This is a genomic window from Hyphomicrobium sp. 2TAF46 (genome assembly GCF_052114865.1).
GTDB lineage: Bacteria > Pseudomonadota > Alphaproteobacteria > Rhizobiales > Hyphomicrobiaceae > Hyphomicrobium_B.
The window spans coordinates 233,098-255,791 of record NZ_JBFRFO010000007.1 but is presented as its reverse complement, the minus strand read 5'-3'; the positions used below and the strand labels follow the sequence as shown (position 1 = coordinate 255,791).

The following is a 22,694-nucleotide window of genomic DNA, read 5'->3' as shown; positions in this document are numbered from 1 at the left end:
TTGTCTCAACGTGCCCAAGGAGTAACGTAGCGGCGAAGCAGAAGGAAGGCATAGTCGGTCGTAAGGCCCAGCAGTCCAATCACGGCAATCGCGAGGAAAATCACGTCGACCTGAAATCCTCGCATGGCTTTGAGGGAGATGTATCCGAGGCCAGAGCGGGCAGCGACGAGCTCAGCAACGACGAGATATGTCCAGGCCCAGCCGATCGTCACGCGAAGCACATCAATGATATTGGGCAGGGTCGCCGGAAAGACGATGTGCCAGAGTGTTTCAAAACGGCGTGTCCCCAGGGTGTAAGCCGCGTTGACGAGATCGCGTGGGACGGACCGAGCCGCATCGGCGACCATGACCAGTTGCTGGAAGAAGATTCCGATGATGACCACTGACACCCGTTGCTCAAGCCCGATACCCACCCAAAGGATCAGCAGGGGCACGAAAGAGGTTACGGGGAGGTAGCGGATGAAGTTCACAAGCGGGTCAAGGAACGCTTTAATAGCCGGATAAGTTCCCATGAAGAGACCGAGTGGAACTGCAACCATTGACGATACCGCAAAGCCGATCAGCACCACTTCCAGACTAGCAATCGTATGCTGAAGGAGCGTCCCATCACCGATGAGGGAGACGGCCGTCGTTACTACCTTGCCTGGAGGGGGGAGGAAGATGGTGGGCACAAGCCCACCATAGCTCAGCAAAATCCACAGCCCGACCACGAGCGCCCAGATCAAAGCCCCGAGAGCAAGGGTCAAGCCACTGGAGATTTGCCCGAACGGCTTAAGGACAGTGGTCGCTATAGATTTGGCCGCCACGTGACAGATCCATGGTTGAGTGGGAGTGGTGGCCGCGCGGGAAGGAATATGCGAGGGCAAGGCCGGCCGCTGCCCTCGCAAGGAGCCTATTTTACGAACGTGGGGTCAACAAGGTCGCTGTACTTCACGTCCATCTTAAGTTTACCCCGGGTGCCCCAAATGTCCCGAACCAGGCCCAGAAGTTTGCCCGCTTCGCCGTCTTCGTTCTCACCCAAAAATTCTTTCGCACGGTCGTAGCCGTAGAAATTGACACCGGCAGCAGACGCAGCGAAGTCTTTGGGATTGGAGAGATAGCCGCCGACACCCTTGGCCATAATCTCGTAGGCTTTGTCGGGATTGCTTTTGAGAAACTCGTGGGCCTTCTTGAGACCAGCGATAAGGGCCTTCACGTCATTGGGGCTTGATTGGATCGTATCGCATCTCAAGGCAATGACATCGAGGATAGCGCCGGGGGTTTCTGTCGAGTTGATTAGTACGCGCCCTTTTTTCGCATTCTTCGATTCCGTGAGATGCGGCTCCCACGTGACGGCAACGGGAACGCGATCGGCCATAAAGGCGGCAGCGGCGTCGTCGGCCGTCATATTCACGATGTTAACGTCCGACTCTTTCAGACCATTCTTTTTCAAAAGAATGTTGAACCAGAATTGCGAGACGCTCCCTTCGTTGAGGGCCACATCGCGCCCCTTAAGGTCGGCAAAGGATTTTACATCTGCAGGAACAAGTACGCCGTCTCCCCCGTGGCTGTCGTCAAGCGCGTAGACCGCCTTGAAGCAGGCTTCCGGTGCGCGGTACTTGCTGATGTCGTCAAACGTATCTGCGACGCCTTGAATTCGGCCGCCGGCCATCGCCGCCATATAAAGCGCCGATTCCTCGATGATCTCGAGGTCGACATCAAGTCCGTTTTCCTTGAAGTATCCGAGATCTCTAGCGAGGAAGAGGGGGCCATATCCAACCCATGTCGTCATCGCAAGTTTGATCGTGCCAGCCTCGGCTGCAGTGCCTACCAGAGAGGTGCAACATATCGCGAAAAGGATTCCACGGAGTCTTAAGAGAGACGACATCCTACTTATCTCCACGTTTCCGGATCAGATCACCAGATGCATCCAGCTGACCGGCTCTGTTCAGGGGATGAATGGCGGAGAAAAGGAAAGCACGCTTCCTTCGTCGTAAGAATTATCATTTTGTATCGATCTGGTTAGGCAAAGACGAACCAGAACCAGACTGTTTCTTTCGCTTTCTGCCCATTCCAGGGGCAACCATGCCTGGAATGTAGGTCTCTGAAATAAATGACCGCGCGTGACCGATAAATGCATCTAACACAAGCGATTTTCGCAATTGCCGCAATGTAATCAACCCGATGGTCATCGGTCGGTGATCGCCGGCGACGGGCACGCGGACGATGCGGCGTCCGTCAAGAGCCAGATCCGAACGGGGGGTAACGTTGGCGAGGGTGTAGCCATACCCGTTTGCCACCATGGTACGGATCACGTCGGGGTGGGAGATGCGGTAAGCGATATTCGGCTGCAGGTGCTCTTTCATGAACAGCGCCAAGAAATATTCGGCGCTCAAAGGCATGTCTAAAAGGATTAAGGGGAGGGGAGCGAGCTCTTCGAGAGTGACCGCGGCATGTCGTGCGAGGGGATGGTTCTCGCCGATGACCGCATGGATCGGCAAGTTCACGAGAGGCGTAAATTCCATGTCTTGCGGGACTTGAAGATCGTATGAGATCGCGACGTCGATGATGACCTTTTGGAGCCCCGACAGAAGGACCTCCTGATGGTCGGTGACGGGGCGAATAACAACCTTCGGAAAGCCGGTCGTGAAGGAGATCGCGAGTTCCGGGAGGATCATCGGAGCAAGCGTCGTAAGACAGCCGACGTTCAGGATGCCTCTGACTTCATCGCGCGCCTCTGCCGCTACAGTATAGAGCGAGAAGGCATGCTCGATGAGCCGTTTGGCCTCAATGAGCATAGAGCGCCCTACTGGCGTCAGCGACAACCCGGTCGCATGATGCCGAACAAAGAGTTGAACATCGAGTTCCTGCTCGAGCTGGGAAATTGCCGTCGAAATGGACGGTTGAGATATGTTAATCCGCTCTGATGCGACCGTAATGCTGCCGGTCTCTCCTGCCGCTATGAAGTATTCGAGCTGCCGCAGTGTAAAACGCATGCCTGTTTACCTTGGTCGGTTTGACGAGTATGCCGCCAATGCCGCCACTCAGGATGTCAGTCAAGGCTCAAAGTGCCTATAGTTTGATCATCGGCTGCTTAACAGCTCCCCAGGCGGGCTTATCGGCGCCTTTATCAAAGGCACGCGTCGACAAGCTACGGCTCCGCTACGCCCCTGACCAAGAGATTTTTTTGTTTGTATGGACGGCGTAGGGGCGCGGCTCCGCACCGGCTCGCAAGCTCAGGAAATCAAGGTTTGGCGCCTGACAGAATTGCTAGTCTTACCCGAGCCGCCAGCCCGTGGACGAGGGCATTTGCGGCCATGATCAGGCGTCTTTCATCGACGACCCGTGTTTCTCAAGGGTCGCCCGGGACCCCGTAGGATGGCGCAGAACTTGGATCAAGTGCGCGGGCCAGAAAATCATTCAATTGCGGCTTGTAGAGTCTCCAGAGGTCGGAAATAGCTTCGATAGGGTCGTTGTCATGCCAATCCACGCGAAGATCGGCAACTGGCCAGCTCACTGCGTCGACCAAGCTCATTCCGCCGGCATGGATTGGACCAGCCTCACCACCCGCAGCGCGAGCGGCCTTCAACACCGCGACAAGACGGTCACCAAGATGCCCGTCCGTTTGCTCGAAACAGCGCGCCATTTCGGTAATCACGCGGGTCGAGGCAAGCAGGTTCCCCGAGCAAACGCAGTCCTTGCCTTGCACCTCGGCGTAAACTCCTAGGGACTTTTCTCCGGAGAACACAGCGGTTCGACCCTCGTTATCGATAAGGCCCACCTGCCGATACGCGGCGAAGCAATAGTCGGAGAGCAAGAGATCGAGCGCCTTCGGCGCGGAATGGCCTTCGGCGAGGAGGGCTAACGCCTTTTGACCGAGTGCAGGGTCCGTGATGTTCTGAGAGGTGACCGCACCGACCTTGGCCCGCACGTGGACGCAACGTGCGGCGACCGCAGGAGAGGAGGAGGCGAGTGCGATACCGAACATGCCGGTCTTCGCGCAACGCGCGGCAATAGAAAACGTCATGGCTCAGGTTTCGCTCGGGATGACGGCGATGGCGTCAATTTCAACCAACCACTCTGGACGCGCGAGAGCGGACACGACAATGCCAGTCGAGACGGGATATACGCCCTTTAGCCAACGCCCAACGACTTGATAAACCGCTTCACGGTATCGTGGATCGACGAGGTAGATCGTAATCTTGGTGACGTGCTCGAGCTTTGAACCGGCCTCCGTGAGGAGCATCTTGATATTGGCCATGGCTTGTTCCGTCTGCCCAGCGGCGTCGCCGATGGCAACACTTTCGGATGTTTCGAGATTTTGACCGATCTGTCCGCGAACGAATACCATGGCCCCCTTTGCTACGACGGTTTGGCAAAGATCATTATCGAGTTTCTGCTCGGGATAGGTGTCTTTGGTGTTAAACATGCGAATTCGTTGATGGATCGGCATTCTCGGACCTTTCAAAGACCAGCTGACAGCAAGTAGGGTTCTTCCTCACGACCGCGCCTGCCAAGGAAGTGCCCCACTGTGAAGGCCGGCGACCTCGCGGAGGAACGGCAGTTCGTCCAGGCCGCGCTCTGGAGCATCCAACTCCTCGGCGTAGCGCCGGCCGGACCAAACGGCCGCTGCGATCGTTCCGGGCGCCAACGCGTCACCAATACGCGTGACCGACTTGAGGGCAGTGTCTCCCCATTCGGGGCGGCGCGCTTCAAGCTCTTCGGCGAGGTTCTTTTCCGGCAATCGCGCGGTCACAAGGACCAATGACCCAATCGGGCGCGTGAAAGTTCGTCCTGTGTATACACAGGCAAGCGTAATCTCGTCGCCGGTCGCCTGGACGGGAAGACGATGAGGCACGATTTCGACATCCAGTTCGAGCAGCCGCGCCTGCACGCGATGCTGTTCCATGGTCATTTCCATCCACGACGACACCTCGGCGGTCGGCGTGACCAGCACAACCTTGCGACCTTCGCGGACCAGGAGTTCTGCGAGGACACCTCCCATGTAGTAGTGATCGTCGTCGATGATGACGACCGGGTCTTTCTTGGGGCGGCGGCCGGCCATCAGATCATCCGGTGTCAAGACATCCTGGCCGGTGAGAGGGATCGGCCTCAGCAACCTTCTTCCAACACCATCGGTGCGCCACCGCGAGCCGGTGGCGATCGCGACATGCTCAAATCCAAAGGCAAGGATGTCGTCGCTGGTAAGCGGGCTCTCGCGGTAGATCTGGACATTGGGCATCGATTGGATTTGGCCCACGCGATAATCAACGACGCGACCCCATGCTGAGAGACCTGGAAGCGCGCGCTCTCCCACCAGACGGCCGCCGAGATTGCGCGTCGCTTCAGAGAGCACGACCTCGTAGCCGCGCCTTCCAAGCATCATTGCCGCTTCGAGCCCGGCGGGTCCGGCGCCGACGATGAGAACTTTCGAGTCGCTCTGCTTTGGCCGAATGTATTCAGGATGCCAACCGCGCCGCCACTCTTCGCCCATGGAGGGATTCTGCGTGCATCGGATCGGGGTCGTGGTGTGGTCGCCCGAGACACAAATATTGCAGCCGATGCATTCCCGGATGTCGTCGGTCCGGCCTTCTTCGATCTTCTTGGGTAAAAAGGGATCCGCGATCGAAGGGCGAGCCGCGCCGATGAGGTCCAAAATTCCCTGGCGGACCATTCGGACCATGGTGTCGGGCGATGTGAAGCGACCGACCCCGACGACGGGCTTGCTCGTCAGCTTCTTGATGCCGGTGACGAATGGCTCTTGATATCCCTCGTCGGCGAAACGCGAGGTCTGGCTATCGTTATCCCAGCTTGAAAGGGTGAGGTCCCAGAGATCTGGAATTTCAGCGAGATGACCGATGATGTCCTGTGCTTCCGCCGCGTGCAAGCCTTCTTCGCCGATAAGCTCGTCGACGGAGATGCGACAAGCGACGGCCATCGTGTCGCCGACCGCGTCCTTGGTGTCTTCGATAAGCTCTTTGAGCAGACGGCAACGATTCTCGAGCGAGCCACCATATTCATCGGTTCGTTGATTGTAGCGGCGGGATAAAAAGAACATCGCCCCGCCGAAGAGCTTGCCCGCATAGACATAGGTGAGGTCGTAACCTGCTTTCTTAGACCTTAGTGCCGCAGATTTGTGCCAATGCCGAAGGTTCCGAATGTCGGTCTTGTCCATTGCGCGCGCCTGGACGGGATCATTGTAGATCGAAAAAACGGGCAGATCGGCAGGACCGAAGGGAATTTCACGCGAATAGAGGTTGGGCGCGTTCATGCCGTTGTGCGCGAGCTGGAGACCTGCAAGGGCATCGCGCGAGTGGATCGCATCGGCAATGCGCGCAAGCGCCGGCACATCTTCGTCCGACCAGTTTCTGAGCTCGATGAAGGGAGCAATATCCCCGGTCGGGTGGATTTCAACTTGTTCCGTGCACACAACACCCCAGCCGCCCTCGGCCTTTATTGAGCGCATTGTCGCGTGAGCCGTTGGATCGCGGTAGCCCATGCCGTTGCAGTGAGGCACCTGATAAAATCGGTTCTTCGTCGTTACCGGTCCGATTTTTACCGGGTCAAACAGAATGTCGAAGCGTGGATCCCGGCCCATTCCCTGGCTCATCCCTTTTCGTCTGCGAACAAAGAACTGATTTAGCCTGGCCGACGCGAAGCAGAAAGTCTGTTTTGCCGATGCTGAGGATCGGAACTTACGAGGCGAAGCGCCGGCGCGGGTTTTCGATCTCACCAGACCGATTTCCTGAAGTTCGGAAATTTCTATACGAGACTTCGGAGATTCATAGTGTCCGACTGCCGCTTGGTGCTGCTAGCTCTTGTGTCTCCGATCGAGAGATGGGTCGGCTAGCGAAGCCGATCATCGTTGGCTGCGTGTGTGGCTCGCGCTGCAGAAATTCTCGACAAGCCTGCCGACAAGGGACACGAAATGGCAATTGAACGCGTAGACACGCTTGTTGTTGGTGGTGGCCAGGCTGGCCTGGCCATGAGTGAGCATCTCAGCAAGCATGGTGTGCCTCATCTCGTCCTCGAGCGGCATCGCATTGCCGAGCGGTGGCGTTCGGAAAGATGGGATTCTCTCGTTGCTAACGGCCCTGCCTGGCATGACCGCTTCCCGGGGCTTGAGTTTGCAGATGTCGATCCTGCTGTCCGTGATGATGATTTCGCGCCCAAGGAAGTCGTGGCGGATTACTTCGTCGCCTACGCTGAGAAAATCACGGCGCCTGTCCGCAGTGGCGTCGAGGTCCTGAGTGTCGAACGGAATCACGGCCGTTCCGGTTTTCGTGTCGAAACATCCGCAGGCACGATCGAGGCCGAGCGGGTCGTGGCCGCAACCGGTCCGTTCCAGCACGCCTTGATTCCGCCTGTGATTACTACCAAAGCCCCCGTGCAGCAGATGCATTCCTCTGCCTATCGCAATCCGGGTCAGCTTCCGGATGGCGCGGCGCTGGTCGTGGGTGCGGGCTCTTCCGGGGTTCAGATCGCGGACGAGTTGCTCCGCGCGGGCAAGCGCGTCTACCTCTCGGTTGGTCCGCATGATCGTCCTCCCCGCAGCTATCGCGGGCGCGACTTTTGCTGGTGGTTGGGCGTGCTCGGCAAGTGGGATGCTGAAACTCCGGGGCCCGGCACAGAACACGTTGCAATCGCAGTGAGCGGAGCACGTGGCGGCGAAACAATTGATTTTCGACGGCTGGCTGCGCGTGGAATGACGCTGGTTGGCCTTACAGAATCCTACAGGGATGGCACGTTGTTTTTCGCAACGGACCTTGCGGAAAATCTCGTACGCGGTGACGCAAGCCTTACGTCATTACTCGATGAGGCCGATGCTTTTGTTGCTCGCAATGGCCTCGATCTCCCTGAAGATCCGCAAGCGCGTAAAGTAGAAGCGGATCCAGAGTGCGTGACGAATCCGATCCTCGAGCTCAATCTGGCGGAGGCCGGAATAACGTCGATTATCTGGGCGACGGGTTTTGCAACCGATTTCAGCTGGCTGAAGGTTGATACCTTTGATGAGAAGGGGCGGCCAAAACACCAACGCGGCGTTTCGCAGGAGCCGGGTATCTATTTCCTCGGTTTGCCATGGCAGTCCCGAAGGGGCTCCAGCTTCATTTGGGGCGTATGGCATGATGCCAAACATCTGGCCGACCGGATCTCCACGCAGCGCAAGTATCTTGGATATCATCATCCATCTCCAAATTTCGAGGCGGTCAAATGACCACTCGACCCTTCGAACACTCGCGGCGACAGTATTTGTAGAAACGAATAAGAAGGAAGTAGAAATCCGCCATGAGCGAACTCACTCACAACGACTGGATCGACAAGGCATCGAAGATTCGTTTTTGCGATAGAGCCTTCATCGACGGAAAAACCGTTCCCGCGCGCTCCGGCAAGACGTTTGCCAGCTTGAACCCCGCCACGGGCGAGACACTGGCGGAAGTTGCATCGTGCGGGGAGGAGGACATCGATCTCGCGGTCGCCGCAGCACGCCGCAGTTTCGAATCCGGTGTCTGGTCCCGTTCCAGTCCGGCGCATCGCAAGGAGGTGCTCCTCCGCTTGGCAAGCCTGCTGCGTGAAAACTTGCATGAGCTTGCCCTTCTTGAGTCTCTGGATATGGGCAAGCTTGTTAAGGACGCCGCGACCATCGACGTGCCTGGCTCGGCTGCCATCTTCCAATGGTACGCAGAAGCCATCGATAAGCTCTACGGCGAGGTCGCGCCAATGGGCGAAGGCGATCTCGTTCTCGTGCGGCGCGAGCCGCTGGGTGTGGTGGGCGCGGTCGTGCCGTGGAATTTCCCACTCGACATGGCGACTTGGAAATGTGCGCCCGCTCTCGCGGCAGGCAATTCGGTCGTGCTCAAGCCCGCCGAGCAATCGCCTTTCTCAGCGCTCAAATTGGCGGCGCTCGCGATGCAAGCGGGCTTGCCCGCAGGCGTTCTTAATGTCGTGCCGGGCCTCGGCGAAACCGCCGGCCAAGCGCTCGGGCGACATATGGATGTTGATTGCCTCGCGTTCACCGGCTCAACGTCGGTCGGCAAGCTATTCATGCAATACTCGGGTCAATCCAACATGAAGCAGGTCTGGTTGGAGACCGGCGGCAAAAGTCCGAATGTGGTGTTCGCCGATTGCAGCAATCTCGATGCGGTCGCCGACATGGCGGCCTTCGGCATCTTCTTCAATCAGGGGGAAGTCTGCTCTGCGAATTCGCGTCTGTTGGTGCAGCGTGGGATCAAAGATGCCCTGCTCGATAAGCTCATCCAGCGGGCGGCCGCAACCCAGCCGGGTGATCCGCTCGATCCAGCCTCGAAAATGGGCGCAATGGTTGACGCAGGACATACCGCAAACGTCATGCGCTTCATCGAGGCTGGAAAGAAAACAGCTCGGCTGGCCACAGGCGGCGAACAGGTTGCCGTCAATGGGCGCGGCAGCTTCGTGCAGCCGACCATCTTCGACAATGTGGCGCCGGAGGATCCGCTTGCCCGCGATGAAATATTCGGACCTGTGCTGTCGGTGATTGCTTTCGACGACGAGAACGAGGCGGTGCGCATCGCCAACGACAGTATCTACGGCCTGGCCGCCTCTGTGTGGACAGACAGCCTTTCGCGGGCGCATCGAATTGCTGGACGGCTTCGAGCCGGGACTGTGTCGGTGAATACGGTCGACGCGCTAAGCCCGATGACGCCATTCGGCGGTTTCAAGCAATCCGGCTTCGGTCGTGATTTGTCTCTGCATTCGTTCGATAAGTACACTGCGCTGAAGACAACCTGGATCAAGTACTGAGAGCTTGTCTCGGCTTGATCACCGTTAGCAAAGCCGTTGCAGCAACGTATTTAGCATCTCATCGCAGCGGCGTAGTTGTTCGACGGTGATGTATTCGTCCGGCTTGTGCCCCTGCGCCATCGACCCCGGGCCGCACACTACGGTGGGCGTCCCGAGATCGCGACTGAACAAGCCACCCTCTGTTCCGAACGCGACTTTAATGGTTTCATTTGCGCCGGTAAGCGATTTCACAAAGGCCATCGCTTCCGAGCTTAGGGGCGTATCTAGCCCTGGATAGGCGTTGATGACGTCTATTTCTATCGCGGCGTCCAGCGCAATCGGCCGCGCAGCCGTTGCGATGCGTTCTGCCGCGCGCCGCAGCGATTTAAGGATTCTTCCGGCATCATCGGCAGCGACGTTGCGGATTTCAAAATCGACTTCACATAACTTGGGAACGATATTGAGGGCCACGCCAGCATTGATCTTGCCTGCATGTATTGTGGTGTAGGGAATGTCATAATCAGTATCGCGAGGTCCAGCTTCGGATAGCTGACTTTGCCTTTTTCGAAGAACAGCCACGAAGTCACAACCGAGGTGGATGGCGTTGACCGACCGCGGAGCCGAAGCAGAATGGCTTTCCCCACCGCCCCGGCATAAAGCGCGGGCGGCGATTTTGCCTTTGTGACCGGATGCCACCTGCATGCCAGTCGGTTCTCCGACGATGCATAGAATTGGCTTTTGTGGTGCAACGCGGAGAATATCGATAAGAGAGCGCACGCCGACGCACCCAATCTCTTCGTCATAGGAAAGTGCCAAATGCAAGGGCGTCTTGAGCGTTCTCTCAGTTGCCTTCAGACAAGCGGCAAGCGCGCAGGCAACAAATCCCTTCATGTCGGCGGCCCCACGCCCGTAAAGCCGTCTGTCGCGCTCCGTCATCCTGAAGGGAGGCACAGTCCAATCCTGCGCATCGACGGGCACCACATCCGTGTGTCCGGAGAGCATGACGCCCGGCACTCCGGCGGGCCCTACGGTGGCAAAGAGATTAGCCTTCCGGCCATCCTGGCTGGGAATGATGCGGTATTCGATGCCACGTGCCCCGAGCAGCTCTGCGGCATAGCGAATGAGGTCGAGGTTTGAATCTCGGCTGACAGTCGGAAAAGCAATCAGCTTTTCAAGGTAATCGATGCTGGACATGCGCCTCGGCTCTCATGACCGCAAATGCCCTAGCATGGGGTCTACGCGATCTTAGAGTCGAATTTTACGTAGCCTTGCTTCGCAGGAAGCTAACCTATACGCGGGTCGCACATCGCAGCGAGTGCAGAGGCCCGGCGGCAGGAACAACCGGGCGTCGCGGGCCTTGAGTTCCAAACCAGCCCAGGCTTGTGCCGTCACACCGTTTTGCGTCGATGTAGCTGTCGTGGCCGAGGCTTTTGGGCAGCCCTTCATGGGCTAGCCGCGCTCGAACGTTCAGGCCGAATTAGACCGAACGTGCGTAGCGAACGTATCGTACTTGTTGTTCGGGCGATCGTAGCCTCGGGAAAGCGCACGTCCGCTCGCAGCTGATACTATTCTGTTGAATGACTGCTTTGGCGCATCGTCGGACACACTCTTGAGCACTGATATTAGTCTACGACTGCTGCTCCAGGTGGCAGCATGTGCGGTTATGCGAACGCCCGGCAAGAGAGGCATAACTTTTGCCGATCTACCCCAAGTAGCGAACGTGAAAAGCGACAACATTTGCTCGCCAGATATAGGCGGGCGACGTCCGCTTGTGGGATGAAGCGTCTTGCCAGACAAATTTCCCTCTGGTGGCGTCCGCCATAGTCGATGAGTGTGAGCGCACTTTCATTCCGACATGTCGATTAAGCTATTGATATTCTGTGGTAGGTATTTAGCCACGAAAGTCAGAATGGCCTTTGATTTACAACGCATGGGCGCTGGCTCTTAATCAGCGGGTCCACGGTTCGAGCCCGTGATCACCCACCAAATCTCAGTAATCCCGGAGAAATTTCTGCGTTTGGTTTTACAATCGCAGCTGACTCTCGAATATCGATCACGGAATGTCCGCTCTTCCTCTGAAACCGGACGCAATGATCTGTCTCTGCAACTCACGCGTCAAAAGCGGATGTCCGAGTTGGGTCAAAAGCAGTCGTTGCACGCAATGACGTCCGACCGGGATCGCACCCAACATTTTCCGCGACGATAGAGATCTTTGATAACTCGATAAAAGTCGACGCCCCGATCTGGCGGCCCCCTGGTCGGTCCCTGGGCCACGCTCCAACGGGTGTCTATCATCTCTATTGCATCCGGTCCCGATGCGACCGCGCTTATCGCGCCAGGAAATAGCACAGCGTTTCGACGGGAAACGCGTCCGTTACATGGACGCTGAGTACCTTAAAATATCGAGTCTTCCTGCATCTCGTCCAACGGCCGCGGATAGGTGCTCGACGGGCCGGCAGATGTGTGCTTGCCAAGTCGTGTCGGATAGCTGCTGACGGTTGATGGCAGCGTCGATGTTGTTGAGGTCGTCGAACCGGAAGCGGTACTGTTGGTCGTGGTGCTCTGCCCTGAAATTGACGACGATTGCAAAATCGAATTGTAAGAAGCGCCAGGAGCAACGTTTATTACCGTTGCTGTGAACTGGTCGGGATTGGCAAGTGTCGACGGCGAGGCCCCCAGTTGAAGCCTCAATGGCGTTTCTGCAGATGGATCCAATCGGTTTGCCTCTACGGGCGAAGGATTAACTGGGGTCGCGACTTCAGTCGAACCCGTCGCTGTGGACGTGGTTGTCGTCGTACCTGGGGTCGTTGATTGCGAAGATGGGCTCTGAGAAGACGGTGACGTGGTCGTGGTATCCGTCGATTGAGCTGCGGCGGGAGACGCGCCTAGCGCCAAAACTAAAGCTGCCAAATGCATCGGTCGCATTTTTGCTCCCCGAGCGGGCCGCACACAACACGGCGGCGGTTAAAGACAACTGCCAGTCGGACCCCAGTAGATACAACAATAGAATGTAGCGAGAGCTAGGCCTCGTCGCGGAATGCCGGGTCGTTCTTTCGATCTATTACCAGCGGCTGAGCTTCTTCCCGGAGGTGCCAGAGCATGAAGCGGTCACGGAACTGTTTTTGCCGCTGAAATAGCGTCTCTGACCGCCTCGAATATCAACGCTGCACGATGAGGTTGCTCAAGATGATAAGCACCAAGGGCAATATCGAGATTTTGCCCAGCCGATCACCGACCTGACGATTCCGCATGGATTCGAAAGAATTAGCAGAATTTTCGTCATTAAGAGCACTCACGATTTCTTTTATAGCTGAATGACTGGTTGGGCGGCAATATTGGAATTCCGCCAAAACCACGAGATGGCGCGATGCGGTAATACGAGTATAGCTGCGATCGCGCACGCGATAGCGAACCGTTCCCAATCCTTGGATCACGGGGAGCGAGAAAATTCGGTCGCCTCCAAGCCGCATTTTTCGTTCGTCGTCGCGATTCAATCTCGCGCCCACATTTTTCATCTATCGAACAGTGCAAAACGCGACGAAGCAGCAGTAGTTTTAAAGTTCGAGCGAAGCAGAAAAAGAGAACGAAGCCGCGGGTTGCGCAGTGACGGCGTCGCTGCATAGCAGTCAGCCGGCGATCTTCACGGGTCAGTTGGCGGAGCGAGTGAGTTGACTAAATCGGCGTGAAAGATGTGCTCGCGCTGTTCTGCTCTGCGCGATGCATGCGATTGGACGCTGCTGTTGTTGTCAATTCGATGCGAACATCACTGAGGGCTTGTGGTTTCGCGTGTCCGAAAATCCAGATTCCCGACTCATTTTTTGAAACACTTGTTCAATAGTTTTTCTGTGGCCTGCCGAACATAGACGTGTGCGGATCTTTCGCTTACAACGGATGCATTCCTCGTTTGCGTATTTTTCCTTTCAGCTCCACGCGTATTGCAGAGTCATCCGATATTTTTTTCTAGGATGTGCTGCGCCCGGCCAGCAGCAATTTTGTGTGCGTCCCCACTTATTTTTATCAATTGATATTATCTCCGACGGAGACACATCGGTGAAAATTATATTTGCAAGTCCGCCGCCTTTCGGCGCGACGGCGGGCATCGCCACATATTTATCCGAAGCGACAAGCGCTCTTCACGATGCCGGACACGAGCAGCGCCGGAACGTCGAGTCATTCCTGAGGAATTGCCTAATCAGGGATTTTCTTCGAAGTCTCAGTCAGATCATGGGTAGGGGAAAGCGCGTGCTGCTCGCGACGGTGAGCGTGACGGCGCTGACGACGGCGACGAACCTAGCGCTTCCAAACGCGGCAATGGCTGCAAACTGTGGCAGCGGAACAAACAACATAACTGGCACCAATTCGGGTCAAGCGAATGCTGGTCTTTTATCCGGCCTGACTTGCAATCAAAACAACGTGCAAGGCGATGAGTCGGTCAGATTCAATGGTACGACCTCTGCGGGATTAGGTGCCGGTAGCGCGAACATCCAAAATAATCAGGTTCTCGGCGATCAGTCGCTACGCGAGAATGGTTCGAGCCTCGTTGGTGGGTCTGGCAAAGCGACGATCCTGAACAACAGTATAGTTGGCGTAGGCTCCGGAGATAAGAATGGCAGTACAGGGGCTGGAGCAGCATCGGCCGACATCGAGAACAATTTTGTCGGGGGCAACGGTTCTCTGAGCGGCAACGGCACAACTCTCACAGGTCCCGGCAGCGCTACCCTGACGAACAACGTCGTCCTTGGAAATAATTCGGGTAGCAACAATGGCGTTGGCCTTACGGGCGGAAGCGCCACGATGGACAGCAACGTTATTATCGGCAACGGTTCCGGAAGCAATAATTTCGGAGTGGGCGGAGTCACCGTTTCTAACAACACAATTCTGGGTAACAATTCCGGATCTGGCAATGGCGGCAACGTCACCGGAAATATGATATTCGGTGATAATTCTGGAAGCCTGAACCTTTTTGGGCCCGTCACTAATAACACCATCATCGGCAATGGTTCGGGCAGCGGTAACTTTGGCTCGGTTACGGGCAATACGATTTTTGGCGATGCATCAGGGATTCTTAATGGCGACGGGTTTGCCAATAACACCATTATAGGTAACGGTTCAGGCGCGCTTAATGGTGCAGGTTTTCAGAATAACAAAGTATCTGGTAATCTGTCGGGAAACGGCAACGGTCCCAACTTCGCAAACAATACGATTATTGGTGACGGTTCCGGCAATCTCGGTGGAGCGAACGTTTCCAACAATACTGTTATCGGCAATGCATCGGGCAACGGTTATAAAGACAACGCCAGCTTCAATAACGTCGTAGGTAGCGGGTCCGGAAATGGCGTCGACGGATCTGGCAACAACGCCTTCGGAGATCTGACCGGAAACTCGGTTACTGGTTCCGGTAATCTTGCCGCCGGACTAGCTTCCGGAAACTTTGTTGCTGGCTCGTTCAACAGCGCCTCTGGCTTCCTCTCAGGCAACGGCGTGCAGGGCAGCTTCAACAATGTGCTTGGTAGTCTCTCCGGTAACGGCGTAACGGGGGATAGCAACTCGGCAGTCGGCAATGGCTCCGGAAACTTCGTCACCGGCAGCAACAATCAGGTTCTCGGCGATTTGTCAGGCAATGCCGTTACGGGCAGCCGCAACAGTGCCGACGCGTTTCTGAGCGGCAACGTCGTCAACGGCAGCGATAACAACGTTACGGGCACTCTGTCGGGCAATTTCATCACCGGTGATCGAAATTCTGCTTCGGGGTTCGGGTCGGGCAATTTCATCCAGGGTTCGGATAATCAGGCCTCGGGCACATTGACTGGAAATCTCGTCGGCGGTGATCGCAACTCGGCGTCGGGCGTCGGCTCCGGCAATCTCGTCAGCGGCGACGATAACCAAGCGAGTGGTACTGCGACGGGGAACGTCGTCGGCGGCAGCCGCAACGTCGCGTCGGGTGTTGGCACTGGCAACATCGTGACGGGCAGCGACAACAACGCGACCGGCACCGGCAGCGGTAATGTCGTGCTTGGTGACCGCAACTCGGCGTCAGGCGTCGGCTCCGGCAATCTCGTCAGCGGCGACGACAATCAGGCGAGTGGTACCGCGACGGGGAACCTCGTCGGCGGCAGCCGCAACGTCGCCTCGGGTGTCGGCACTGGCAACATCGTGACGGGGAGCGACAACAACGCGACCGGCACCGGCAGCGGCAATGTCGTGCTCGGTGACCGCAATTCGGCGTCGGGCGTCGCCTCCGGCAATCTCGTCAGCGGCAATGATAACCAGGCGAGTGGCACGGGCTCCGGAAACTTCGTCTCCGGTTCCTCCAATGTCGCGTCCGGCACCGGTTCAGGCAACTTCGTGGCTGGGTTTGGCGACAAGGCGACTGGCGTTGGTTCGGGGAACTTCGTTTCGGGTGCTTTCAATCAGGCGAGCGGCGCCTTCTCCGGGAATGGCGTCGCGGGCGTCGGAAATCAGACCTCCGGCGTTGCGACGGGTAACGTCGTTGCCGGCAACGGCAATCAATCGAGCGGCATCGCGTCAGGCAATTTCGTCGGCGGCGATAACAACTACGCGAGCGGCTTGCGGGTCGGAAACTTGGTCATTGGATCCGGAAACCAAGCAACGGGGACAGACTCCGGGAACTTCGTCGCGGGCGACAATAACCAAGCGAGCGGCGATACCGTCGGCAATGGCGTCGTTGGCGCCGGCAACAGGGCATCGGGAACCAACTCCGGCAATCTCGTCGCGGGCGTTAACAACGAGGCGGACGGTTTGGGATCGGGCAACGCAGTTGCTGGGTTCAGCAACGTCGCGCAGGGTGCATTCTCCGGGAATGGTGTGATCGGCGTTGATAATCGAGCCAGCGGTCTGGGCGTCGGTAACGGCGTTATCGGATTCAACAATTCGTCGTCGGGTGCGTTCTCCGGAAACGAGGTCGTTGGAGCAAACAACCAAGCCAGCGGATTTGCCTCCGGCAACGGAGTGATCGGCTTCGACAACCAATCCAGCGGTTCGCTTTCGGGCAACGGTGTTATCGGTTTCAATAACCAGGCGAGTGGGTTTGCTTCCGGCAACGGAGTCCTGGGCGCCTCGAATATCGCGAGCGGGTTTGCCTCCGGAAATGGCGTTCTGGGCAACAACAACGTTGCGATTGGCTCGGGTTCGGGCAATGGCATCGTAGCGTCGAACACGATAGCTGTGGGTACGCAAGCGAACGCCGTATCCGACGACGCTATCGCCATGGGTTCGAACGCCACGGCCGGCGGTACTGGAGCAGTGGCTGTCGGACGGAATTCGCTCGCTGCTGGACCTGGGGACGCGGCATTCGGCGACGGCGCACAAGTTCATTCGGACAGCAGCACTGCGGTCGGTCAGGGAGCGAGTGTCGGGTCAAATTCTCCGTATGCCTCCGCGATCGGTGCTGGCGCGACGGTCGCCAGCAATCGGCCAGGCGAAATGGTTTTCGGAACGGCGCCGAGCGGGGCCAATCCCGAGGGCAATACCTATACGATGCCGGGCATTACCTCATCGCAGAGTTTGGCGCGCCAATCTGGCCCACTCGATGTGGTGACCTCCGACGCCAATGGTCACCTCGCGACTGACGGCGGCAGCATTTACAATAGTCTGAGCAAACTCGATGCTGGCATTGCGATCGCCATGGCCCAGCAAAACCCCGATCTCGTTGCGGGGGAGAGTTTCGGACTGGCTATGAATGCCGGCTTCTATGACGCGTCGCAGGCTTTGGGCTTCAGCGGGCAGGCTGTGGTTGGACGGAATGTACTCGGCTACAGCAACCGGGTGGCGGTGACCGGCGGCGTCGGGTTCAGCGTCAACGAGCCGACAGTTGGTGGGCATACTGCTCCGACCCAAGTCGGCGGCCATGTCGGCGCGCAGGTGACTTGGTAGAAGCCTCTATCTCGAGTCTGCTCGTGAAATTTCTGTCGATATCGGCCGGAAGATCAGGCGAGGTTGGAATGTACTGGCCGGAGAGATTGGTGGTGGCGTGTTTGTTGCTCGGCCTATTTGCTGACGATAATTCCGTGCGGGCTGCAGAGACTAAAGCCAAAAATCCTGTGGCCACGAGCCGCGCACAACCTTCAGGGCAAACGGCCCCTAAGGCGGGCAGTCCGTTATCAATGTCGGCATCTGCCGCAATAATCCCAAGCGGTCCGCAACTCCGCTTGCTGATTTACACGACGCTGATAGCCGTCAACCAAGCCAATCAAACAGGCAACTATACGGTTCTTCAAGATATGGCAGCCCCCGGCTTTCGCGAAGCCAACAACTCAGCGCGACTCACGGAAATATTCAGGAATTTGCGGCAGCGAAACCTCGACCTTTCGCCGGTGATCTTACTCGAGCCCCGGCTGGTGAGACCGCCCGCGCTCATGGACAATGGAATGCTGCGTCTCAGCGGCTACATGCCCAGCTCGCCGGAACAGGTGAATTTCGACTTGGCCTTTCAGCAAGTGGAAGGGCGTTGGCTTCTATTCGCTGTGGGTGTGAACACTAGTTATTCCGGAACAGTCGCGAGCGGAACTGCGACGACTGAGAGTCCCGATGACCGGGCATCGGTTACGACCAACGCGGTTTCTAAAAAGCGATGAGACTTCGAACGGTCCGAATTCTGTCGTTGCACGTAATCCAGAGGCTTCAGCGCATCGGAGCGCACGGGATGTCAGTGCAGGTAGACACTTGCTTCGAACGGACGGCGTAAAATGCTCGGTACCCTGCGACTACTCATGATCTTCGATGAGAACCATTGATATAGGTGGCCTGCTTCGACTTCAGACCCGAAGCAGAACATCATCGAACTCGACTTCATTCGAGCCCTTGCAAAATCTGAAAGTCAGGCGTGCCCAGATCTCGGCCACATGGCCTAGTCCTCCGGCTCTGTTAGTTCTCTGCAAGTTTGGCGTGTCGCTATCAGCTCTTGCGGATTCAACTCTTGGCTCTTCCAAGAAGGGAATGCCTCGGCTTCGGGAGCTGATACCTAATGAATATCATCCAGATTGACCGCAGTTGCGGAAAGACGCCGAGCGAGATTCTGGCCGAGGCGATGGATTTCCACGCGGCCGGTGAGCTCGAGGCGGCCGAGACGGCATACGTTGCAGTCATCTCTCGTGGATATCGGGTGATTGATGTGCTGCCGCTTCTTGCAGGCATTTCGTCCGCCAACGGCGATTTTGAAATTGCGCTCGAACGTTGGACGCAGCTTCTCGAACTTCAGCCATCACATCTTTTTGGGCTGATGGAAAAGGCAGCTTTACTCCACCGGCTGGGCAGATGGTCCGACGCCGTTCGTCATCTGGAAATGGCGGAGCAAATTGATCCTTTCAATCCTGCGACGCTCTTGAATCTTGGTGTAGCGTTGATGGATGCGGGCCGCGGCCATGAGGCGGCAACGGTTCTCCGTCGTCTGGCGGCCATCCAGCCTGGTAACCCACTCGTTGAGCACCAGATACGCCGCGTGTCATCGGCGCTCGTGCCTTTCTGGCATATCCCGATGCTCAATGATCAAGCGCGTAATGATGCATTCGAGAAAGCTATACAACAGGCCATATCGGCGCATGGGAGCGACGCCAGTGTTCTGGATATTGGCGCCGGAAGCGGTCTTCTGTCGATGATGGCGATACGCGCAGGCGCGCGAACCGTAGTCTGCTGTGAAGGCGTCGAGATCATTGCCGAGATGACAAAAAGGATCGTGTCGATCAACGGCTATGAAGATCAGATACGCGTGATATCAAAAAATTCCAAGGAGCTGGTCGTCGGCGAAGATCTCAACAAACGTGCCGATGTGCTCGTTTCAGAAATTCTCTCCTGCGATCTGCTATCCGAAAGCGTACTCAGCACATTTGAAGACGCGATTGATCGACTTGTCCACGAAGACGCTGCCATTATTCCAAGGTCGATCACAGCTATGGGCTGTCTGATCGAAAGTGACGTCCTGGCGAAATACGCTTTCGTAGACCGGGTTTCGGGTTTCGACGTCTCGCCATTCACCGAACTGGCTTCAACCAGACTGCCAGTCCATGGAAAACTGACCTCCTGGCGCAGGCTTTCCGAAGATCACGATCTTATTCATATCGATCTCAGAGCACGGCGGCACGAAGGGACATATCAAAAGCTCTCCCTTCCAGTTACCGCGGATGGGACTGCAGTCGGTATCATGCAATGGATACGCGTCGACGTGGCAGAAGGTGTGGAGTTCTCAAATCCGCCTGACGACTATGCGGACGGGGGCTGGCTCCAAGTGGTTCATACCTTCTCGCATCCCGTTGTCGTCCGAGCCGGAGATGAGTTCGAGCTTCTCGCGGGCCACGACCGGACAAGCCTTATTTTGATGCCTGCGCACAAATAGGCGTGCGGCGATAATTCTCGGAGACCGGGCAACAATCCCCCATGCGACTCTCGCAAGCGCTGATCTCAGCAAAAGTCTTGACCAGTGGGATTTCGCTTCGGCTCAGAGAAAAGCGCGATGCGGAAGATTTATGGAACATGTTCGGCCAACCGTTATGCCGGCGGGGCGCAGTTCTCGAGCCCTTCGCTTCTGCTGCGGAGCTGCAGGCCTGGCTTGATAGCCTCAATGGGCATTTCGATACGGTGGCGACAGTGGGGGATCGCGCGATCGGGATGGGTGGCCTTTACCTCGGCGCTGGGAACCAAAGCCACGTCGGCACCCTGGTCCTTTTCATACACGATGATTTTCATCGCCGTCGCATCGGCACCTTAATGATGTCCGTATTGCTTTCGACTGCAGATATCTTGCTTGGCCTCCGACGCGTTCAACTGCTCACATTTTGCGACAACTCCCACGCGATTTCACTCTATCGAAAATTTGGATTCGAAATCGATGGCCGGCACGAGTGTTTTGCGCGTCGTGGCGACACTCTGCTGCCAGTCTACTCCATGGCTCGCCTGAGGCTCGATACCCCGACAGGGGGCGACGTGGATTCACAAAGAAGCGGAATTTGAGAAGTCGTAATCGGCCTTGTCCTCGTTGGCGGCGATCAAGCCTGTGTCGTATTTCGGCGCGATCGGTCGCATACACGATTTTCATAATTCCGCCTAGTCGTGCGTCGTCCACCCTTCGCCCGGAAACTTTCCATGAGCGATATCGACTTGTCGCACGAAGCGATTGAGCACGCCGATGGCAAAAACCCGCCCCGCGACAAGCGCGTGGCGTTGATCATAAGTGTCTTCGCTGTGTTTCTCGCTATGACGGAGATTCTCGGTCAGAATGCTCAAGCCACTGCCGTCGAAAATAATATCGAGGCTGCCAGCCAATGGGCATTTTTCCAAGCGCGAGCTGAGCGTGAAACTACCTATGCCGTCGCCATCGACGCAGTCCAAGCTCTTGGCGACAAGGAAAGCGCTGAAACCAAAGGGGCGCTCAGAGACGCTATCACAAAATGGCAGCAGTCTGCAGAGCGGTTGCACAATGATCCGCAGAACAATAGCGGCACAATTCAACTGTTCAAACGAGCCAAGGCGGCCGAGGTCAACCGGGATCTCGCCAAAAAGAAACATCATCGCTACGAATTGGCCAGCGCGCTCCTGCACATCGGAATCGTTCTTGCCTCTGCGTCCATCATTACGGGCATGCCGTTTCTGGTTGGAGGCGCATTTGGATTCGGCGGAATGGCGATGGTGTTCGTTTTTGCAGGAATTGTTGGTTGGTAGGGCGGAATACACTGCGCACGAACAGGCCGGATGAGGACCAATGACGGTCGGTTTTTCAATTCGGACCTTGGCGCCGAGGTGAGGGGTGGGCCATGCCTTCCATTGCGCTCATGCGGCAGGAGGCAAGGATGCGAACCCTGCTTCGAGACGACACAATGCTTCGGTGGCGGGAATGCCGAAGCGCAGCCATGTCTTCTGGTCGGAAAATTGGCGCACGTGAATCCCGTTGCATGCAAGAGCATCAGCGACGCTTTGTGCTCGTGGATGTTCCGCGAGACGAAACAGCGTGGTTCCTCCTATAATCTCGCATCCCGCGCCCACGAGCAGCTTGTCCAGCTGCTGGGCGGCGTTGGCAAGATTAGCCCGTGCGTCGATGAGCCAGCCTGTGTCTTCCAGTGCTTGGCGACCGATTGTAAGTGCCGGCCCTGAAACCGCCCAGGGACCAATCCACGCACGTAGCAGCGACGCCACTTGCGGCTCTGCGATCGCAAATCCCAGGCGCAAGCCCGCCAGACCATAGGTCTTTCCGAATGACCTCAGAATGATGGTCGAAGGCGGCTTCAAAGGAACGAGGCTTTGCTCGGCTCCAAGAAAATCGGCGAATGCCTCGTCGACCAGTAGAAGGCCTTGCCTGCTGGCTATGTCCTCCGCGAGGTTAAGCAATCGGTCGGGAGTGTAATGCCGCCCCGTGGGATTATTTGGATTCACGAGAACGACAACCTTCGCATCGGCGATCTCGTTCACTTCTCCAATCTCGCGAACGGTATGTTCCATCCTTTTCCAACACCGCATGTGCTCACGATAGGTGGGGCCGACGATTGCAACCGTCGTCGGCTCTATCAGACGCGGAATAACCTGGATGAGGGCCTGGGTTCCTGGCGCCGACACAATGCGATCCGGATCGTCAGCTCCGTAGTGGTGAGCAGCGACAAGGCGCAGCTTGTCCTCCTCTTCCGCGAGAGGAAGCCTCGACCAAGTGTCTGCAGGAAGCGGCGGGATCGGATAGGGAAACGGATTGATACCGGTCGACAAGTCGATCCACGGTTCGGGTGCGTGCTGATACCTTTCGCGTACATGGTCAATATCGCCGCCGTGCATTTCAAAATCGCCTGGCCGGCAGAATTGGCTCACCCAGAAAGATGGCGCTACGGTAGGATCATTCATCGTGTTCGTATCCGCATCGATCCGCTGTCCACTCATTGAATGGATTTTGAAGCGACGGATCAAAAACTGCTAACTGAGCATAGGACACAGTTATCTGAAACTTGGAAGATGCCATTACGGCACAA

The 22,694-nt window shown here is 56.9% G+C and carries 16 protein-coding genes; 7 read left to right on the top strand and 9 right to left on the bottom strand.

All coding sequences use genetic code 11. The annotated features are described in order from the left end of the window. Positions 1-5 precede the first annotated feature (5 nt). The 6 genes from AB4Z24_RS16160 to AB4Z24_RS16135 all read right to left on the bottom strand — a co-directional run bounded on the left by AB4Z24_RS16160 (position 6) and on the right by AB4Z24_RS16135 (position 6,577). Positions 6-806 carry an ABC transporter permease gene (locus AB4Z24_RS16160; RefSeq protein WP_441709883.1) on the bottom strand — a complete coding sequence of 267 codons (801 nt, stop codon included), beginning with the start codon at positions 804-806 and terminating at the stop codon, positions 6-8. 86 nt (positions 807-892) lie between these two features. Then, positions 893-1,867, bottom strand: a complete 975-nt coding sequence (locus AB4Z24_RS16155; RefSeq protein ID WP_441709881.1) for an ABC transporter substrate-binding protein — start codon at positions 1,865-1,867, stop codon at positions 893-895. A 115-nt stretch (positions 1,868-1,982) separates the two neighbouring features. Continuing rightward, positions 1,983-2,975: a LysR family transcriptional regulator gene (locus AB4Z24_RS16150; RefSeq protein ID WP_441709879.1), complete on the bottom strand. Its 993-nt coding sequence runs from the start codon at positions 2,973-2,975 to the stop codon at positions 1,983-1,985. Between the two features lie 356 nt (positions 2,976-3,331). After that, positions 3,332-4,006 (bottom strand): DUF1028 domain-containing protein, encoded by a 675-nt coding sequence (locus AB4Z24_RS16145; protein WP_441709877.1) that lies wholly within the window; start codon positions 4,004-4,006, stop codon positions 3,332-3,334. Between the two features lie 3 nt (positions 4,007-4,009). Then, complete coding sequence (locus AB4Z24_RS16140; protein WP_441709875.1) at positions 4,010-4,432, bottom strand: RidA family protein; 423 nt, start codon at positions 4,430-4,432, stop codon at positions 4,010-4,012. Positions 4,433-4,477: 45 nt separating this feature from the next. Further along, entirely contained in the window at positions 4,478-6,577 is a 2,100-nt protein-coding gene (locus AB4Z24_RS16135) for an oxidoreductase (protein ID WP_441709873.1), read from the bottom strand. A gap of 330 nt (positions 6,578-6,907) precedes the next feature. On the opposite strand from AB4Z24_RS16135, the gene AB4Z24_RS16130 reads away from it, so the two are divergent. Both AB4Z24_RS16130 and AB4Z24_RS16125 read left to right on the top strand, forming a co-directional pair. After that, complete coding sequence (locus AB4Z24_RS16130) at positions 6,908-8,194, top strand: flavin-containing monooxygenase (RefSeq protein ID WP_441710067.1); 1,287 nt, start codon at positions 6,908-6,910, stop codon at positions 8,192-8,194. A 71-nt stretch (positions 8,195-8,265) separates the two neighbouring features. Next, positions 8,266-9,756, top strand: coding sequence for an aldehyde dehydrogenase (locus tag AB4Z24_RS16125; protein ID WP_441709871.1), 1,491 nt, complete (start codon positions 8,266-8,268; stop codon positions 9,754-9,756). A 24-nt stretch (positions 9,757-9,780) separates the two neighbouring features. Here the strand turns inward: AB4Z24_RS16125 and argE are convergent, their stop codons facing one another. Together argE and AB4Z24_RS16115 are read right to left on the bottom strand one after the other, a co-directional pair. Continuing rightward, positions 9,781-10,929 (bottom strand): acetylornithine deacetylase, encoded by a 1,149-nt coding sequence (gene argE, locus AB4Z24_RS16120; protein ID WP_441709870.1) that lies wholly within the window; start codon positions 10,927-10,929, stop codon positions 9,781-9,783. Positions 10,930-12,893: 1,964 nt separating this feature from the next. After that, positions 12,894-13,229 carry a hypothetical protein gene (locus tag AB4Z24_RS16115; protein ID WP_441709868.1) on the bottom strand — a complete coding sequence of 112 codons (336 nt, stop codon included), beginning with the start codon at positions 13,227-13,229 and terminating at the stop codon, positions 12,894-12,896. Positions 13,230-13,785: 556 nt separating this feature from the next. Between AB4Z24_RS16115 and AB4Z24_RS16110 the strand changes: the two genes are divergently transcribed. From AB4Z24_RS16110 to AB4Z24_RS16090, 5 genes are all read left to right on the top strand, one after another. After that, on the top strand, positions 13,786-17,628 hold the full coding sequence (locus AB4Z24_RS16110; RefSeq protein ID WP_441709866.1) for a beta strand repeat-containing protein: 3,843 nt from the start codon (positions 13,786-13,788) through the stop codon (positions 17,626-17,628). 68 nt (positions 17,629-17,696) lie between these two features. Continuing rightward, positions 17,697-18,329 carry a hypothetical protein gene (locus AB4Z24_RS16105; RefSeq protein WP_441709864.1) on the top strand — a complete coding sequence of 211 codons (633 nt, stop codon included), beginning with the start codon at positions 17,697-17,699 and terminating at the stop codon, positions 18,327-18,329. 389 nt (positions 18,330-18,718) lie between these two features. Beyond that, complete coding sequence (locus AB4Z24_RS16100; RefSeq protein ID WP_441709862.1) at positions 18,719-20,083, top strand: tetratricopeptide repeat protein; 1,365 nt, start codon at positions 18,719-18,721, stop codon at positions 20,081-20,083. 41 nt (positions 20,084-20,124) lie between these two features. Further along, on the top strand, positions 20,125-20,697 hold the full coding sequence (locus tag AB4Z24_RS16095) for a GNAT family N-acetyltransferase (protein ID WP_441709860.1): 573 nt from the start codon (positions 20,125-20,127) through the stop codon (positions 20,695-20,697). Between the two features lie 132 nt (positions 20,698-20,829). Next, positions 20,830-21,405, top strand: a complete 576-nt coding sequence (locus AB4Z24_RS16090) for a DUF4337 domain-containing protein (RefSeq protein ID WP_441709859.1) — start codon at positions 20,830-20,832, stop codon at positions 21,403-21,405. A 108-nt stretch (positions 21,406-21,513) separates the two neighbouring features. Here the strand turns inward: AB4Z24_RS16090 and cobD are convergent, their stop codons facing one another. Next, positions 21,514-22,569 (bottom strand): threonine-phosphate decarboxylase CobD, encoded by a 1,056-nt coding sequence (gene cobD, locus AB4Z24_RS16085; RefSeq protein WP_441709857.1) that lies wholly within the window; start codon positions 22,567-22,569, stop codon positions 21,514-21,516. Between the last annotated feature and the right edge of the window lie 125 nt (positions 22,570-22,694).

Coding starts and splice junctions, on each gene's coding strand:
- AB4Z24_RS16155 (WP_441709881.1), bottom strand. CDS start 1,867: ATGTCGTCTCTCTTAAGACTCCGTGGAATCCTTTTCGCGATATGTTGC.
- AB4Z24_RS16150 (WP_441709879.1), bottom strand. CDS start 2,975: ATGCGTTTTACACTGCGGCAGCTCGAATACTTCATAGCGGCAGGAGAG.
- AB4Z24_RS16145 (WP_441709877.1), bottom strand. CDS start 4,006: ATGACGTTTTCTATTGCCGCGCGTTGCGCGAAGACCGGCATGTTCGGT.
- AB4Z24_RS16140 (WP_441709875.1), bottom strand. CDS start 4,432: ATGCCGATCCATCAACGAATTCGCATGTTTAACACCAAAGACACCTAT.
- AB4Z24_RS16135 (WP_441709873.1), bottom strand. CDS start 6,577: ATGGGCCGGGATCCACGCTTCGACATTCTGTTTGACCCGGTAAAAATC.
- AB4Z24_RS16130 (WP_441710067.1), top strand. CDS start 6,908: ATGGCAATTGAACGCGTAGACACGCTTGTTGTTGGTGGTGGCCAGGCT.
- AB4Z24_RS16125 (WP_441709871.1), top strand. CDS start 8,266: ATGAGCGAACTCACTCACAACGACTGGATCGACAAGGCATCGAAGATT.
- argE (WP_441709870.1), bottom strand. CDS start 10,929: ATGTCCAGCATCGATTACCTTGAAAAGCTGATTGCTTTTCCGACTGTC.
- AB4Z24_RS16105 (WP_441709864.1), top strand. CDS start 17,697: ATGTACTGGCCGGAGAGATTGGTGGTGGCGTGTTTGTTGCTCGGCCTA.
- AB4Z24_RS16100 (WP_441709862.1), top strand. CDS start 18,719: ATGAATATCATCCAGATTGACCGCAGTTGCGGAAAGACGCCGAGCGAG.
- AB4Z24_RS16095 (WP_441709860.1), top strand. CDS start 20,125: ATGCGACTCTCGCAAGCGCTGATCTCAGCAAAAGTCTTGACCAGTGGG.
- AB4Z24_RS16090 (WP_441709859.1), top strand. CDS start 20,830: ATGAGCGATATCGACTTGTCGCACGAAGCGATTGAGCACGCCGATGGC.
- cobD (WP_441709857.1), bottom strand. CDS start 22,569: ATGAATGATCCTACCGTAGCGCCATCTTTCTGGGTGAGCCAATTCTGC.